At 67.9% G+C, this 15749-nt stretch carries 17 protein-coding genes; 4 read left to right on the plus strand and 13 right to left on the minus strand.

Annotation, left to right across the window (positions count from 1 at the left end):
- Nucleotides 1–84: 84 nt before the first annotated feature.
- From ACFQRI_RS24430 to ACFQRI_RS24445, 4 genes are all read right to left on the minus strand, one after another.
- Nucleotides 85–1731 carry an aldehyde dehydrogenase family protein gene (locus ACFQRI_RS24430; RefSeq protein WP_380672474.1) on the minus strand — a complete coding sequence of 549 codons (1647 nt, stop codon included), beginning with the start codon at nt 1729–1731 and terminating at the stop codon, nt 85–87.
- Nucleotides 1732–1838: 107 nt separating this feature from the next.
- Nucleotides 1839–2300, minus strand: coding sequence for a WhiB family transcriptional regulator (locus ACFQRI_RS24435; RefSeq protein WP_380672587.1), 462 nt, complete (start codon nt 2298–2300; stop codon nt 1839–1841).
- Nucleotides 2300–2677: a hypothetical protein gene (locus ACFQRI_RS24440; protein WP_380672476.1), complete on the minus strand. Its 378-nt coding sequence runs from the start codon at nt 2675–2677 to the stop codon at nt 2300–2302. Before ACFQRI_RS24440 ends, ACFQRI_RS24435 begins: the two co-directional genes overlap by 1 nt.
- A gap of 123 nt (nt 2678–2800) precedes the next feature.
- Nucleotides 2801–3181, minus strand: coding sequence for a hypothetical protein (locus tag ACFQRI_RS24445; protein WP_380672478.1), 381 nt, complete (start codon nt 3179–3181; stop codon nt 2801–2803).
- Nucleotides 3182–3333: 152 nt separating this feature from the next.
- Here ACFQRI_RS24445 and ACFQRI_RS24450 point away from each other — a divergent pair, with 152 nt between their 5' ends.
- The 4 genes from ACFQRI_RS24450 to ACFQRI_RS24465 all read left to right on the plus strand — a co-directional run bounded on the left by ACFQRI_RS24450 (nt 3334) and on the right by ACFQRI_RS24465 (nt 10065).
- Nucleotides 3334–5625 (plus strand): helix-turn-helix transcriptional regulator, encoded by a 2292-nt coding sequence (locus tag ACFQRI_RS24450; protein ID WP_380672480.1) that lies wholly within the window; start codon nt 3334–3336, stop codon nt 5623–5625.
- Nucleotides 5626–5706: 81 nt separating this feature from the next.
- A complete protein-coding gene (locus tag ACFQRI_RS24455; protein ID WP_380672482.1) occupies nt 5707–6942 on the plus strand; it encodes a cytochrome P450 in 1236 nt (411 codons plus the stop codon).
- Between the two features lie 201 nt (nt 6943–7143).
- The gene (locus ACFQRI_RS24460; RefSeq protein WP_380672484.1) at nt 7144–8568 is read left to right on the plus strand and encodes an FAD-binding protein; all 1425 of its coding nucleotides are present in this window, start codon (nt 7144–7146) and stop codon (nt 8566–8568) included.
- A gap of 165 nt (nt 8569–8733) precedes the next feature.
- The gene (locus ACFQRI_RS24465; RefSeq protein ID WP_380672486.1) at nt 8734–10065 is read left to right on the plus strand and encodes an AAA family ATPase; all 1332 of its coding nucleotides are present in this window, start codon (nt 8734–8736) and stop codon (nt 10063–10065) included.
- Nucleotides 10066–10115: 50 nt separating this feature from the next.
- Here the strand turns inward: ACFQRI_RS24465 and ACFQRI_RS24470 are convergent, their stop codons facing one another.
- The 9 genes from ACFQRI_RS24470 to ACFQRI_RS24510 all read right to left on the minus strand — a co-directional run bounded on the left by ACFQRI_RS24470 (nt 10116) and on the right by ACFQRI_RS24510 (nt 15419).
- Nucleotides 10116–10634 (minus strand): hypothetical protein, encoded by a 519-nt coding sequence (locus tag ACFQRI_RS24470; RefSeq protein WP_380672488.1) that lies wholly within the window; start codon nt 10632–10634, stop codon nt 10116–10118.
- Nucleotides 10635–10908: 274 nt separating this feature from the next.
- Nucleotides 10909–11277: a DUF7736 domain-containing protein gene (locus ACFQRI_RS24475; protein WP_380672490.1), complete on the minus strand. Its 369-nt coding sequence runs from the start codon at nt 11275–11277 to the stop codon at nt 10909–10911.
- A gap of 327 nt (nt 11278–11604) precedes the next feature.
- Complete coding sequence (locus ACFQRI_RS24480; RefSeq protein WP_380672492.1) at nt 11605–11829, minus strand: hypothetical protein; 225 nt, start codon at nt 11827–11829, stop codon at nt 11605–11607.
- 8 nt (nt 11830–11837) lie between these two features.
- Nucleotides 11838–12002, minus strand: coding sequence for a hypothetical protein (locus ACFQRI_RS24485; RefSeq protein ID WP_380672494.1), 165 nt, complete (start codon nt 12000–12002; stop codon nt 11838–11840).
- Nucleotides 12003–12487: 485 nt separating this feature from the next.
- Nucleotides 12488–12820, minus strand: coding sequence for a hypothetical protein (locus ACFQRI_RS24490; RefSeq protein WP_380672496.1), 333 nt, complete (start codon nt 12818–12820; stop codon nt 12488–12490).
- Nucleotides 12817–13017, minus strand: a complete 201-nt coding sequence (locus ACFQRI_RS24495; RefSeq protein WP_380672498.1) for a hypothetical protein — start codon at nt 13015–13017, stop codon at nt 12817–12819. Before ACFQRI_RS24495 ends, ACFQRI_RS24490 begins: the two co-directional genes overlap by 4 nt.
- Nucleotides 13014–13298 carry a hypothetical protein gene (locus tag ACFQRI_RS24500; RefSeq protein ID WP_380672500.1) on the minus strand — a complete coding sequence of 95 codons (285 nt, stop codon included), beginning with the start codon at nt 13296–13298 and terminating at the stop codon, nt 13014–13016. Before ACFQRI_RS24500 ends, ACFQRI_RS24495 begins: the two co-directional genes overlap by 4 nt.
- Nucleotides 13295–14524 (minus strand): hypothetical protein, encoded by a 1230-nt coding sequence (locus ACFQRI_RS24505; RefSeq protein ID WP_380672502.1) that lies wholly within the window; start codon nt 14522–14524, stop codon nt 13295–13297. Before ACFQRI_RS24505 ends, ACFQRI_RS24500 begins: the two co-directional genes overlap by 4 nt.
- Before the next feature lie 601 nt (nt 14525–15125).
- A complete protein-coding gene (locus ACFQRI_RS24510; RefSeq protein WP_380672504.1) occupies nt 15126–15419 on the minus strand; it encodes a hypothetical protein in 294 nt (97 codons plus the stop codon).
- Between the last annotated feature and the right edge of the window lie 330 nt (nt 15420–15749).

Consider the following 15749-nt stretch of genomic DNA (forward strand, 5'->3'; position numbering starts at 1 on the left):
ACACATCGCCCCCGGCTAGCGCCGGGGGCGATGTGTGTTGTGTCGGGGTTGTTTTCGTTCCGGCGGGGTCAGGTCACTGGTGGGTTAGCCCAGTGGGGTTCGGAATCGGGTGTCGGCTCCTGGTGCGGGAATGTGCACGCCTTGCAGGTGGGTGAGTTCGAGTCCGAAGTTTTGGGCACCGTAGGCGTTGCCGCCGTTGGACAGGCCGGTTCCGCCGTTGGTGGGGGCCAGTGCCGGGGGGGCTGCGGTGTGGGGGGAGTTGATCTGCAACAGCCCGCCGTTGGTGCAGCGGCGCAGCCATTCGTCGATGAGGCTGGTGTTGTTGGTCCACAGCGAGTTCCGTAGCCCGTAGTGGTTGTTGTTGACGAAGTCGAGCACGCGGTCGAGTTCGCTGGTTTCGGGCACGATCACCGGGATGAGTGGGTAGAAGGTTTCGTCAGTGACCACCCGCATGGTTTCAGCGGTCGCGAGTCCGTCGATGCGGGCTACCGCGGGGTCGACGAACAGGCCCATGGTGTCGTCGGGGTTGCCGTGCACGTCGCGTTTGGTGCCGCCTCGCAGCAGCGTGACGCTGCTGGTGGTGCGGCATTCCTCGAGTGCGTGCAGGTAGCCGTCTTGTTGTTTGACCGCGGCGAGCACGGTGTCCTCGTCGTCGGGGAATCCCGGGGTCAGCTGGTCGACCCGGGTGAGGATGCGTTCGAGGAGCCCGTCGGCGATGGTCGGGTGGGCAATGATGCGGTTGGGCAGCATGCAGATTTGCCCGGAGGCGGCGACGGCTTCGGTGCAGGCCTGGGCGGCGGCGTCGAGGTCGGCGTCGTCCCAGACGACCAGGGTGTCGTTTCCGGCGAGTTCGAGCACGGGTTTGACGCCGTGGTCGGCGCAGCGGCGCTGCACTGACCTACCTCGTGCGGTTTGCCCGAAATACACCATGGTGCTGGTTTCCTCGGCGAGGATCATGCGATCCAAGCTTTCGGCGGGGTCGGCACAGATGACGTTGAGGGTGCCGGGCGGGGCGCCGGCGGCTTCCACGATCGGGGCGAGTACCTCCCGCAGCAGCCACATCGCGGTGAGTGGGTTGGAGCGCGGCACGCGCACCACCGTGGTGTTGCCGACGGCGATGGCGATGGCGGCGATGGCCGCGATCGGGGCGGGCGCGTTGGCCGGCGGAATGATGGCCACGACCCCATCGGGCTGGCGGCGCAGCACCACGCGTGAGGTCTCGACGTGTTCCTCGTACCAGAGCTGGTCGCGCAGCCACTCCAGTGAGGATGGGTGCAGGTGCGACTTCATGCCCTCGAGTTCCCAGCGCGCGGTCCGCAGGGGGTGCCCTTCGGCTGCCGAGAGCTGCTCAAACTCGGCGGCGTGGGTGTCGAGGGCCTCGCAGAAGCCGTCGAGAATGCCCAGCCGGGTGTCCTGGCTGGTGGCGGCCCAGTCTGGTGCGGCCGTGCCTGCGGCACGGAGAGCGGCGTCGACGGTGGTGAGGTCGACCAGTGCGGTGCGGCCCACGACCCAGGGGTGGGTGGGCAGGGGCTCGGCCAGGCCCTGGGCGGTGTTGAGTTCGTCGAGCATGGTCAGGGCCGCGTGGGGGGCGCCGATGAGGGCGTGGGCATGCAGCGTGTGGCACCAGGCGATGCCGGGTACGTCGCGGCCGGCGACGTAGGCGTCGTAGCTGCGCTGCTGCAGCAGCGGCACGGTGAAGTCCGTGTCGGGGGCCTCTGGGGTGAGGGTCACGGTGTCCTCCGCGTGTTCGGGATGTGATCCCTTCGCAGCCTGATGATCTTTCCGCGGCTGGATGCGGTGTGACCACTGACCGCGCAAGTCACGCTCGCGTAGTGGGGTCAGGCGGCGGTGACTGTGTCCGTACCCTCGGGAAACGGTGTGGTTTCCTCCGGTTGCGGCTGTTGGGTGCCAACCCCGTCCTTGGGGGCGGTGATGGTGGCGGGCCTCGGCCAGATCCAGTCGGCGTCGCGCAGGATGACGCGGCGGCGTTTGGTCGAGACCGCTCCCCAGATGCCCCAGCAGGTGCGGGCGTCGGCTTCGTACCGCAGGCCGCGTTCGAGGCAGGCCATGGTGACCGGGCAACCGCGGCAGGCGGCGCGGGCTTGGGTTTCGCGCTCTGGTCCGGCTTTGACCTGGTGAGGCTCGGGATAGTACTGGTCGGCTCCGCAGCGGGGGCTGGACTGTTGGGCGCACATGCCGTGCTCGTGCACGACCCGGTCAAGCGCTGGGTCGGTCCAGTCCTGGTAGCCGGTGGCCCGCAGGGTGGGTGGGGCGTGTTCGTAGCGGGTTCCGTAGATCATCACGTGTGTGGCTGCTCCGTGCTCGTGCCGGCAGCCGGTGGGGTGGTGGTCAGCTGCAGGGAGTTGGCTTCGCCGAGGACGGTGGCGTCGAGGCGGACCGCGCCGGAGGGATGCTCGCTGGAGGGGTTATCCATGGCGACCTGGCGCAGCAGAGCGGTCACGCGCGTGCCGTCGAGCTGGGAGAGGGTGATGAGCACGGGAGCGTCGTGGCTCAGGGGCATGTGCGTGAGGACCTGGGTGAGGTCGCCGACGTTGTAGCTGGCGGGCCCGGGACAGGCGGTGCGTCCGATGCCGTAGGCCACGATCGCGTCGGCGGGCACGGTGACTCCTGGCACGACGGGCCCGATTTCGGTGTTGGCGTGGGGACTGCTACTCATCGTTCCTCTTTCGTTGCGGGTAGTCAGCGCTGGTGGTGCTGGGTCCTGGTGGGCAAAGGGGTGGCCCCGCGGCGGGTGCGTGATGAGGGAGGAACCGACGCGGGGCCACGCTGAGGGGGGCGGTTAGTCCTCGAGGCTGACGCGCTGGACCGATTGCGCTTCGGGGCGTAGCACGATGACCTCGTCGACTGGGTTGGAGTGGTAGAGCGCTCCGGCGTCGGGGGCGTGGTTGCGCAGCCACGTCCGTAGTTGTGCGCCCGTCCAGTCCACGCAGTGGATGTTGTCGAAGTCCGCGCTTGAGCGGGCTTCGAGCAGGTCACGGCTGCTGTAGGTGTGCACCCATCGACTGCCGACGGTGGTGCGGGTGTCGATGAGGATCTCGCCGTTGGAGTCGGTTTCGATCCACAGGCGTTGCCGGAGCCAGTCATCGACGGGCGTGTCGGTGGCCAGGCCACGTTCCCGGTTGCTCCGGGGGCGGTTCGAGGTGGATTGCAGCCAGCTCACGGTCCTCTTCCTCCTGCAGACAGGCGTGTTGGGACCGATGCTGGGTTGCCCCGCCTTGGGCGGCTAGATCGTGACCACGTGACCACGTGACAAACCGGAATGGATCCATAATGATGCGGGGCGTGTCGGGGATAGTTTTGGGGGAATAGAACGTGGCACAGCTTCCAGCGGCGCCGACCACCTTTGTGGGTCGCGATCTTGAGCTCGCGACTATCGAGGCGATGTGGGAAAGCGGAGCGCGGTTGATGACCTTGGCCGGTCCTGGTGGGGCTGGTAAGTCGACCTTGGCGATCCACGCGTCGCATCAGATCGCTGCCGAAGCAGCGGCCGAATGGGTCGATTTGGAAAATCTGCGCAATTCGGAACTGCTTGCGGAGCATGTGGCCGAGCAGATCTCGGCGCAGTCACTCGATGGCGAGGGGGCCTACGAGAAACTGCTGAGCCATTTGGCGCGTCAGGGCCGGATGCTCCTGGTGTTGGACAACTGCGAGCACCTGCACGAGGACCTGGCCGATCTGTGTGCCGACATGCTGGATACCGCTCCGCAGCTGGTCGTGCTGGCGACCTCGCGGCGACTGCTCACACTTGACGAGGAGCACAAGGTCCCCGTCGAACCGTTGTCCCAGGACAATGCCGTGGAGCTGTTTTGCACCCGTGCACGGGCCGTGGCCCCGGAGTCGCACCCGGAGCTGCATGTGCCGCAGGTACGTGAGCTCGTGGAACAAGTCGATCGGCTGCCTGCAGGCATCGAGATTCTGGCGGCGCGGGCACGCAGCATCGCCATCCCGGATATCGCAGCGCAGCTGGACAAGGTGCTGGCGTCCACGGCTGGTGACCGGTCGCGTCGGCGCCGTCGGGGCCGTCAGCGCGGGTTTGCCGCGCTGCTGGAATCCAGCTGGGAACTGTGCTCACCGGAGGATCAGGCGTTGTGGTCCCGGTCGGTGGTGTTCGGGGGCGCGCCCTGGACGCTGGAGGCGGCCGAGGCGGTGTGCTCCGGGCCGGATCTGGCCCCCGAGGACGTGGTGGACACCGTGCAATCGCTGGTGGATCAGTCGCTGCTGAGTCTGGACCGGGGCACCGGCCGGTACCGGATGCTCTCCAGCGTGCAGCGCTATGGCCGGGAGCAGCTCGAGGCCGCCGACGAGCTGGACACGTGGCGGGCTCGCCACGCCCAGTGGGTCCGGCGGTTTTTCGCCACGGCCAACCGCGACTGGGGCGGCCCGCACGAGGTGCACTGGCTGCGGCAAACAGCAGCCGAGCTCGCCAACGCGCGGGCGGCCATGGACTACCTCATCGACGCCGGTCGCCTGGTGCAGGCGATGGAACTCGAGGACAACGTGTTTCGCACGCGCATTGCCTTCACCTCCGGCTCCCTGCATGAGTGGTGCTATCACCTCGACCGGCTGCTGGGCGCCTATCCACAGCGCGACACCACGCGCGCGAACGCGCTCGCGCACCTGGCGTATTACGCGGTGTGCATGGGCCAGCCGGATCGCGCGGGATGCGCCCTGCGTGAGGCCATCGAGATCGTCGGTGACTCCACGGAGGCGGAGCACCTGTGTGTTCGGGTGGCCGAAGGCGTGTACACGCTGTTCGTGCGCGGCGATCCTCGCTGCGTCGGCATGATGGAGCGCGCCTATGAAGCTGCCCAGGCGGCTCCGGCCTCAGCAGGGGTCCACAGTGGCGACCTGCTGATGCTGCGCATGTGGATGGCGATCTGCCAGGCCATGCACGGGGCGCGGGACACGGCCGATCAAGTCACCGCCCGGCTCATGCACGAGGCCGAAGCCACCGGCGCCGCCTACCACATCAGCTGGATGCAGTGGGCCCGCGCCGTGTTCCTGCTGATGCGGGTGCCGGAGCGCGAGGGCGCCCTGACCACCGCGGAAACGCTGCTGCGTCAGGCCCTGCCGCTGCAGCGCTCCATCGCCGACTTCTGGGGACCCTTGTGGTGGCTGCTGCTCGAGGTTTGGCGCGCCGTGGCGGTGGGGCACTACCGCCGGGCCGCGGAGATGGCCGGGGCCACCCAGCAGGCCAGCGACCTGACGGGGATCCGGACCCAGTCGGTCAGCGGCCTGGCGGAGTTGCTGGCGGAAGCCCTGCAGCGCGCGGAGGAGCAGCTCGGCGCGGAGACCTACCGGCAGCTCTACGAGCGCGGTGCCGCGGTGCGGGACTATGGCGAGGCGATTTCGCTGTGCCTGTCCGGCCCGCGGGATGACGACACCGTCGTGACCCCGGTGGTGCAGATCCCGGACGGTTTGGCCAAGCGCACGCAGCTGGTGCGCTGCGCCAAGTTGGTCGCAGCGGGGTTGTCGAATGCTGAGATTGCCGAGGAGATGGGTGTGGCGCCTCGAACGGTCAAACGGTATGTCACCGACATTCTCGCCACGCTCGGTGTCACTCAGCGCGAGCAGGTTGCTGCCGCGCTCGGCATGCAGGAGTGATCCAAGCCGCATGAGCGCGGTGTTTCCCCGGGGTGCGCGGCACAGTGGTGTTGATCATCGCCGCGCACCCTGGGGGACGCCGTGAGCACACAGGACCTGCCCGATCTGTGGGAGCGGATGGCCGCGTTCGACCCGGCCACCGCCACCACCGAGCACACCGACGACGGCCTTGACGATCTGTTGGCCGCAGCGCGGCAGCATTGCCCGGCGGTACGCGCCCACTCTGGCCAGCACGGGGAGTATGTGCTGGTCACCAGTGACGCCCTCGCGCGTGAGGTCGGCCGTGACCACACCCGTTTTTCGGCGCGCAGCGGGATCGGTGCCAGCAACGCCGCCGGGATCGGTAACCAGTCCGATCCCAACTGCGCTCCCCTGTTCGGGCAGGATCCCCACCTGTCCAGTGGGGATCCCCTGGTTGATCAGGTTGAGCTGCGGCGGCGGCTCCAGCCGTTGTTCACGCCGCGGGCGAGCAGGTCCTGGCGGGTGTATGCCGCGACGTTGGCGCGGATGCGGGCCCGTGAGCTCGTCGGGCGTGGGCAGTGCGAGGCGGTGCGCGAGCTGGCGCATTGGATCCCGGCCTACATCGCTGGGGCGTTGCTGGGGGTGCCGCGGCGCGACCGGCCGCGCTACCGCACCCTGGCCACCCGGTTTTTCGCCGACGATGCCAGCGAGTGCGACCACGCGGCGTTGTACCGGTACCTGCGTGAGGTGCTCGCGTTGCGCCGGGACCAGCCCGGTCAGGATGCCGTGTCGATCGTGCTCGCGGCCGGCGCCAGCGAGCAGCAGGCGCTGGAGTTCGCGGTGCTGTTTTCCGCGGCCGGGACCCTGACCAGTGGGGACAGTCTGGCCACGCTGCTGCACTGGCTGGCGTGTGACCACGAGTTGCAGCAGCAGATGCGCAGCCACCCCGACCGTTTGCCCGCGCTGGTGGATGAGGCGGCGCGTCTGCGGGGTGCGGTGGCCACCAGCGGACGCACCGTCACCAGCCCCACCCGCCTCGGCGACCTCGAGCTCGCCGCCGGTGAGCAGGTCCTGGTGTGCTGGTATGCCGCCGGTGCGGATCCGGCACGTCACCCCGAGGCCAACCAGATCCGGCTGGATCGTCGCCCCCGGGACCACAGCGGGTGGGGCGCGGGCGCACACCGGTGCCTGGGCCAGCACATCGCCCAGACCACGATCGCGTCCATCCTGGGCGCCACGCTGGAGATCCTCCCGGCGTTCGCGGTGGATCCGGCTGTGTCCGCGCCGCGGCGCACCTTCGGTCAGCTCTCCGGTCTCGATCAGCTGCCGTTGATCTGGGCGCCTCCCGCGGACTGACCCCGGGATCACCCATCTATCTACCCCCGTATCTACCGGGTAGATACGGGGGTAGGCACTCGTTTGGAGCAATCCGTCCCCCGGGTAGATATCCGGAATACCACCCTCCGGCTGCGATATACCTACCCCCATCGCCTTGCATGCCTACCGGTAGATACCGCGACGCTCGTCCCTGTCGACATCGATGTGGGAGGACGTCACATGCAGCAGGACCTGGACCCGGACCTGGCCCTGGACTGGCACAGCGCGCCCCGGCCCGATGGCGGGGTGCTCTACCGTGATCTGCCAACACGCCGCGAGGCCGCACGCGACCTCGGCGGCATCGTGCACGCACTGCCCGGAGCCGTACTTCGCCCCGCCGGGGGCCGCGACATAGCCCACCTGTTGTCCTGGGCCTCCCTGCGCGGCGTGCCCGCCTCGGCGGCCGGCACCCGCCACCAGATGGGCGGGCAGGCCTCGCCCGGCGAAGGCGGACTGATCATCGACACCCGATCCCTGTCCGAGATCTACGACCTGCAGGACGACCACATCACCGTGGGCGCCGGAACGACCCTGCGCCAGATCACCGAAGCCGCCTCCGCCCGCGGACTGCGCACCATTTCCGGCTCCACGGGCTACACCCGGTTGACCGTCGGTGGGGTGTGCAGCGCCGGCGGCATCACCAGCACCTACCGCACCGGCGCACTGATCGACTCCGTGGAGGAGCTCGAGGTGGTCACCGCCGCCGGAGAGATCCACACCTGCACCGCCGAGGACAACGCAGAGCTGTTCAACGCCGCCCTGGCCGGCGGCGGGCGCGGCGGGATCATCACCCGCGTGCGCCTGGCACTCACCCACGCACCCAGCCGTGTGCGCACCTGGACCCTGCACTACACCCAAGACCCTGAGCAGACCCGCGTGATGCTGGCCGACATGCGCATGCTGGCCGACCGCGGCGAGGTCGACGAGCTGTGGGTGCAGTGGCTGCGTGACGAGCAGGTCGACCACACCACCTACCGGATGCACGTCAGCTCCTACTACACAGGACCCGAGCCTGACCCACAGGTGCTGCTGCAGGACCTGCACCGCGAGCCCGCTGAGGTCACCGACGAAACCTGGGGCGCGCACGCCATCCGGCACGACGCCCTCTACGACACGATCATGCCCGAGTGGGCCGCGCGCCCCAAGGCCTGGTCCTGCTATTTCCTGCCCGAAAGCGAGCTCGCGCAGTGGTGCGATCGCACTGCCGCCGAGCTCGACGAGACCGACTACGGCACCCCACTGAGCCAGGGACTGATGTTCCCGCACAAGCGCACCGCGTTCGCGCGGCCCGGCCTGCATCTGCCCGAACCCACCGGCGACCCCAACGAACTGGTCGTGCTGTGGGGCGTGCTGCTAGAGACCAGCAACGACACCCCGGCTGAGCAGTGGCTACCTCCGCGTATGGGGCGTGCACGCCGCTGGGTCGACCATCTCCACACCCTGGGCGGCACGGTCTACCCGATCGGCAGCGATCCCGTCACGCCCGACGACGCCCCCACCACCGACAGCACCGACGACCTGATGGCCACCCACGACCCGCATCAGATCCTCAGCGGCCCGTATGCCGGCCGTGTAGCAACCCACCTCGCCCGCCGGCACAACTAAGACGCCGCCCCGCGCTACCCGCGCGGGCGAGATGGGCCGGTGTGCCGCACCGCACTCTCCCAGGCACAACGCCAGCGTTGCGACACACCGCTGGTGCCGGGTGGTGACCCAACCACCACCCGGCACCAGTCACTCCATTCCCTGCGACACCAGAGGACGATACCCATGCCCACCCTCGAGGCCGACACTCCACGCACCGCCCCCACCGCCAGCGACACACCGATCCGCCACGACGACGCCCGCACCATCACGACCTTCGGTACCCTGCTGCAGCAGTACCGCGAGTCCTACCAGCGACCCGACGGCCACGTCGGTCTCACCACGGTCGAACTGGCCCAGCTCATCGGAAAGAGTGACTCGGCAATCCGCCACTGGGAACGTGACTCGAAGCGCCCCAGCCGAGATGCCGCCCGTGACTGCGACATCGCACTCAACGCAAATGGCGCCCTGCTCACGGTATTCGACAAGCGCGCACCCGCACCCCACACCCACATCGCCCACAACACCCGCCGACCCCGCCTACTGCCCGCCCCACCGCAGCTGGTCGGCGCCACCAGCACACTCGACGACATCACCACCGCCGCCGACACCGGCGCACCCGTCATCCTCACCGGCGGCCCCGGCGCCGGCAAGACCGCCCTCGCGCTGCGCTGGGCACACCAGCAGCAAGACGCGCACCCGGACGGGATCCTGCTGCTACACGCACGTGGCCGCGCCACCACCCCACCGCGCACGGCCGCCGAACTGCTGCACCAGGCCCTCGACCGGCTCTCCAGCCGCCCCAGCCGCCGCGGCTACGACGTCGACGCGCTCGCCGACGAGCTGCGCGAGAGGCTGAACTATCGCCGGCTGCTGCTGGTCATCGACGATGCCGGCAGCATCGAGCAGATCTCCCCGATGCTCGGCATCCCCGGTGTGACCACACTGGTCACCAGCCGCAACGAACTTCCCGGGTTGACGCTGGGCATCGAACACGCGCGGGCGGTCACCATCCCGCCCATGGACCCGGACACGGCCACCCACCTGCTGACCACCATCGTCGGCCGCCGTGCCGAAGCGCACGCCGCCGAGATCGCGCGCATCATCGAGGCCTGCGACGGCACACCGTTGGCCGTGCACGCCGCGGCACGCCACATCCTCACCCACCGCGACCAGGACATGGCAAGCCTGGCCGACGATCTCACCGGCCAACACCGCATCCAGCATCTGCACCTGGCCGCCGGTGGGCACACGCACACCAGCCTGGCCATCGGCTACAGCACCAGCCTCCGCACCCTCGGGCCCCGCACCCAGCGGGTCCTGCAGGCCGCCACCTACCGCGGGCACGAATTCACGCTTGCCGACGCGGCACACCACACCGGGTTCACCCACACGCTCACACGCGCGTGCCTGGCAGAAGCCGCCACCGAGCACCTGGTGCACACCAGCGCCGAGTGCTACCGCACCCCGCCGCTGCTGGCGAACTACCTGCACACCCGCACCGAATTCGACCACTGACACCCCCACCCCACCCCGCTCTCCAACCGTGCGAGTCGTGGGGTGGGGGTTTAGAACAGCTCGAGCTGACCGTGATGCTGCGGCACCAACGGAGACGGTTCACCGCGCATGCGCGCATCGACCACCTCGGCGGGAAATGCCAACACCGGCTGGGTGTCGTCGCGGAGGTACAACTGCCGCTCGGCGTCGCTCAAGTGGAACCACAGCGATGTTTCGTGCAGCTCAACCAGATCCTCGGGCCTGACCGGCTGGCTGAACCATCCTGGTTCGCAGCCGGTCAGTTCTGCCAGCGCCACGAGCTGATCCCACCGGGGATACACGATGCCGGCTTCCCACTGGTCGACCTCGGGTTCGCGGGCCTTGCACGCCGCGTCAACCTCCGGTCCCTGCAGACCGCGGAAATCCAGGCTGAGGGTGATGCGATGCGGCACAACGCGTCCCGCCACCCAATCCTGATACGCCTCCTCGCGCCGCACCTCCCGGTCACGTCGACGCCGGGCGGCTTCGAACGCGTTCCTGCGGGCCTCGGCCTCCGTAAGCCGCACACCCGCCTTTCCCCAGCGGCCCAATCCCCACACCTCCCCTGGATTGCCTCGGACCTCATCGCGTCTGAGGATGCCGCGCCACACCGACAAGCATGCTCGCGACACCACGTGCCCCCTTGGGCATGCAGTGCACGCCTGCGCCCCAACTGGTTTGGGACATAAAAAAGCCGCCTCCGCCGGAGCCCGGCGAAGGCGGCTTCCTCAATTAGCTCGCACCCGGCGTATGCGTGCCCTCCTCAGCGAACGCTGACGCTCGCCGACCCGTGCCCGGTCAAGCGGGTTCACGATGTCTCCACGATCATCGTCCCTCCACCGGCCCCTGCATCTCGATCAGCTCGGCAACCGGATCGCGGTTGACGTAAGCGCCGGTCGACATCTGCACAACCGCGTGCATCTCTCCGTATTGCTTGGCGACACTTTCTGCCCACTCGTTGACGTCCTTCTCGCTCTTGAGAGCAGGAGGTTCGATGTTTGCGAGCCAGGGCAGCTGCCGAAGCAGCTCAGGCTTCACTACTTCCTCTGCGGCTCGACCAAGCTGGTGGGTCCAGTGTTTCTGACCGGAGACGAAGTCAACAACGTCGTAGAACGCCTGGATGTGGCGTGGTGACACCACGCGCCCGGAGGTAATCGAGACTAGATCAGCGACATGGAACTTTTTCTGAGGCAACAGTCCTCACTTTACGTGGTTGCAGTAGCCCAGGCGCGCGCTTCACGCACCTGAAGCCACTGGAGTTCGTTGACCTTGCGCTAACGAGTTGAGTGGGTATTGACGTAGTCCCGAACCTTGGCGATGGCCTCGTCGCTTTCGTCTCGTCGCGTCCAGACTTCTCGCCCTTGGGAACCGGCAGGTGGTCCGACAATCGACAACTCACGCAGACGGTCCAGGATCCGGCTAGCGGCACCAAACCCGACTCGCCAGGTGATCTGGACCTCAGTACCTTCCACCGTCGTATGTCTCTGGTCGGCGAACGCGGAGGCTCACCTGCCATCCGAGTCAGCACAGGTGGATCATGATGACCCCACGCTCATCCCAGGCAGTTCCCTCCACTCGGTGCACTCCAGGGAGGTTCTCGATGCTCTCCAGCAGCGGCGGAGTCAAGGGACGCCAGTCGGGACACTTGACCACCAGGGCGGTGGGATGTTCCTCGAAGGTGTAGGCCACGGGATCCATGTCTACCTTCTTCAGTTCCTCTACCAGTTTCACGTGCTTGTCCGACATCGTTACTCCTAACTCTTCGAGCAAATCCACGGGCGATCGGTCTTGTAACCGATCACGCGCGACTTGTAGGGGTGGGTGTGGACACTGACCGTCGCGGCGAGTTCGGCCAAGTGCTCGGCGAAGCGCTCGAACATCGTGCGGTAGAGCTCAGGCAGGGGTACCGGTTTGGGCATCAGTTTCCCCCTCGCGATCGGACATGTGTGGGTTCGGGTCAGGGACTCCAGGCTGGCGAAACGCCCACGAACACCGAACGTCGTGGAGGCCTGGGCATGATCCGCACTCATAGCAGTGCCGGGCGGTGTATCCGCATCGGTAGCACTCTCGATCGCCGACACGGCGGGCGCGCTCGGATGCGTCCATCTGTTGTTGCTGTGCGCATTTCGGTTCGGTCACGGCGGGCTCCCTAGTATCAGGTCGAACGGGACGGGGCTTCGGTGTGAGTTCGAGGATGGCGCGTTTCGCGGACGCAGCCAGATCGAGGCTGGTCACGGTGTTGCCTCCCAGAGGTGTGCGGGTGATGACGGACGTCGATTGTGGCTGTGCTTCGAACCGCATCGAGCCGCAGAGGCACACGACGTGAGTCATGCTGTTTCTCTGATTGCGTCGTCCTGTGGGCGTTCGCCGGTGAGCAGCGCGACCAGGTCTTTCACGGTGCAGGTCACCCACTGCTGGCCGGGATCGGCGACCCCGCGGCGTTTGTGGACGACGATCCCGGCGACGGCGTCGTCGTTGCCGCGCTCGGTCTCGGCCTCGGCCGACCGGCGCCGAGCTCAGTGCGGGTGGTGTCCTTGCACTCGATGACGATCCGGCCGCCGCGGAGGGCCTGCGACAGGCGGATGCCGCCGATGTCCCCGCGGTCCTTCGCTCCGGTCTTGGGCCGCCGGTCGACGCGGTCGTCGTAGTGTTCGGCGAGGTAGTCGGCGATGGCGCGTTCGAAGCGGGCGCCGGCGGACTTGGCCGAGCGGCGGGAACGCTTCCGAGGGTTGGTCATGTTTTCCGTTCCTTCAGCTTCCGGTACGTGTCGTCTTGCTGGAATCTCGCCGCGGCCACCAGAGCAGCAGCGTTCAGGACGCTGTCGATGTCGGGCGCGTCATGACGCCACCGATTCGTTCGGGTATTGCCTGCAGACGTCTGGACCGGGAGCGCGCGGCCCGCACTCGCACCGTGGGTTTCCAGCTCAGCGGTCACTGGTCGTCCTCCGATCGCGGGTACGGCTGGCAGGTCGGCAACGCCCACACATAGCCGTTGCGCATCGCCATGCCGAGCTCGCGCACCACGCGGACGGTGACCGGCCGCTCGATGCCGCTGCCGCCGAACCGAGTTGTTAAGGCGATGCCGTCGCCAGTGTCGGTGCCGTTGGACGCGAGCGCGTCGAACACGGCGCGCTCGGCCACGTGCGTGGAGTTGAGGAGGTCGTCCTCGTCGGTCTCGACGAACACGACGACTGCGACACGGTTGTGGTCGGTCACGACTGCACCCCCAGCTTGCGGGCGATTCGCTCACGGACCGCCTTCGCTACAGGGTGTTCGGCGTCGCCTTCTCCGGTCACCTGCCCGTCCATAACGAAACACAGGTCCAGCACGGCGGCGATCGCCCCGGCCAGCGCCTCCTCACGGACCGTGTCGTTGTGGCCGAGGGACAGGGGCTCCCGGAACCGGGAATCAAGGTCAGGCGTCGGATCAGTGTTCTCGACGCGATCAGCGTCTCTGCCGTGCACCGGGCAGCTCAGGTCGGTGATTCCACCGTCGTACAGGTTGGTGTGTGGCTGTTCGCACGAACACTCGGCGGACGGTGCACGCAGCTGATCAATCTGGATGGCGGCCTGCCTGGCGTGGCAGCACTCCCCGCGGCGGCATTCGCTCTCGCTGCACCGGGACGCGTTGGCCGACGGCCGTATCTCGGCGAGCGCAGCATCGAACGAGCGAGCATCGCCCTCGGTGAGGTCAGGAATCGCGAGGCCGTCGAAGTCGACCGTTTCCGCATCGGTCTCGGGCGCGCTGCGGAAGCATCCGTCAACGTGCCGCGGAGACGGGCATGTGGACGAGCCATCGCAGACGATCCCGATCAGTTCGGCCCGCTCGGCCGCCGCGTCGTTGGCGCGGGCGATAGCCTCGTCCCGCTGTCGCAGCAGGGTACGGTACGCCAGATCATCGATGGCCGAATTACCAGCCCGCTCGACGCGTTCCTCCGCGTACCGCGTGGTTTCGCCGCGCAGCATTGTGATGGCCGCGTGTGCGATGTCGACGCTGTCGGCCGTGTCTCGCATCTGCTCGATGGCGTCTCCGATGGCCGTGACCTGGGCGTCGCCCTCGTACGTGCCGGGGGTGTACAGCGTGACCTGCGTGTCGCGGCCGAGTAGCGGTGTTTCCCCGACGAGCGTGAGTAGGTGACGCGCGTGATTGATGACCTGATCGCGGGTCACGGCGCGGTGCGTGATGCCGTCCCGCTGATCAGCGTCCGAGGTGCTGACGGTGACGGCCAACTCCTCGCCGGCGAACCCGACCGACAGGTTGCATCCGGCCGACAGGTTCCAGCCCACTGACGGGTCAACCGGGTTGCCCTCCTCGTCGTGCTCGGTGCGCACGCCGGGGTCGGACGAGACGGGGGCAGGGTGTTTGTGCTTGCCGTCCCAGCACATATCGTCGGGCTCGTAGGGAAGGTGGCGTTTCTTGTGGACGGGGCAGATCTCAGACACGGTGTCTCCTCCTCATGCTTGCTGGAGTGAACCCGGGCAGGGTGGAGGTTCGATCGAGGCCAGATAAGGCGATGGCGCCCGGACGTCACCGGGCGCCATCGTGCGCTGCGTGCTACTTCCGGTCGTCGGCGGTCTGGTCACCCCGCCGGTTGATCGCGTCCTGCATTTCGTCGGTGCCGAGCTTGTCGGCGAACTTGTCCCAGAAGTCGTCTGCCATGCTGGTGTCTCCACTGTTCTGCGGTGGGGCCGAGGCCAGGGGCGGCCGGCAAGCACTAAGTCCCCTGGTCTCGGCATTTTTCTTACGGTCCGGGCGGACCCCGCAGCACACCGACTTCATGGATGTGTGGTGTGGACGCGGTGTGCTGCGAGCTCGTCGGGACGCAGCGGTGCTGTGATGGCGGGGTCGGCGGCGGGTCAGCGTTATCGCTGGTGTGTGCGACTGCGGAGCTCCGCATGGGGGCACCGGGGCTTCGACCTCGACTGCGACGATCATTCGCTGGCCGAGCTCCTTGGCGAGCTGATCGGTGAGATCAGCTGCGAGGAAGCATGCGCCGAAACCGCGGTGCAGTGCAGGTCCGCCGTGGCAGTTCACTCGGTGGGCTCACCAGCCTTGCTGCTGGAGTTCGGTTTCGATTCCGTTCTTGAGTCCGGAAAGATCGGCGCACATGTCCTGTGCGTGGCGCAGGCCTGCGTCGGTGCGCGGCCAGTAGTCGTGGACTTCTCCGTTATTCCCGCAGCTGGCACCGTTGGTGACCGACGGGGAGTCAGGGGCGGGGGCTGCGGGGACTGCCGGCTGAGGGTTCGGCAGGGAGGAATCGGGGTCGGTGGGCTTGCACCCGGTCGCGATCCCGGCGGTCAGGGCCGCGGCCAGCGTGGCGCGCGTGATCTGGCGCATGCCGGTTCCTTTCTTTTGTGGAGGCCATCGGAGGTGGGTCGCCTCGCTCCCCGGGTGGTGCGAGGGGCGGGAGCGAGGCGACCCAGGCCTGACTGGCTGCGGCGGAGGGGTTGCCGGCTCAGTCAGGCCGTCAAGGGTCGACCTGCGGTACGGGGACTCACAGGTCGAGCGCAAGGGAACGTGCTCATGCGTGCGGCGACGTGCCGGGCTGCAGACGGTCGTCGCGTCCGTACCGGAGCCTGGCCGGGGGCGGCCGAACACGTCGCCGCGCAGAGCGTGGAGAAAACGCATCGGTGTCTGCCGCTGCGTAGGTCGTGAAGGGTGGGAGGT

This window comes from Saccharopolyspora griseoalba (assembly GCF_042665275.1).
GTDB classification, from domain to species: domain Bacteria; phylum Actinomycetota; class Actinomycetes; order Mycobacteriales; family Pseudonocardiaceae; genus Saccharopolyspora; species Saccharopolyspora griseoalba.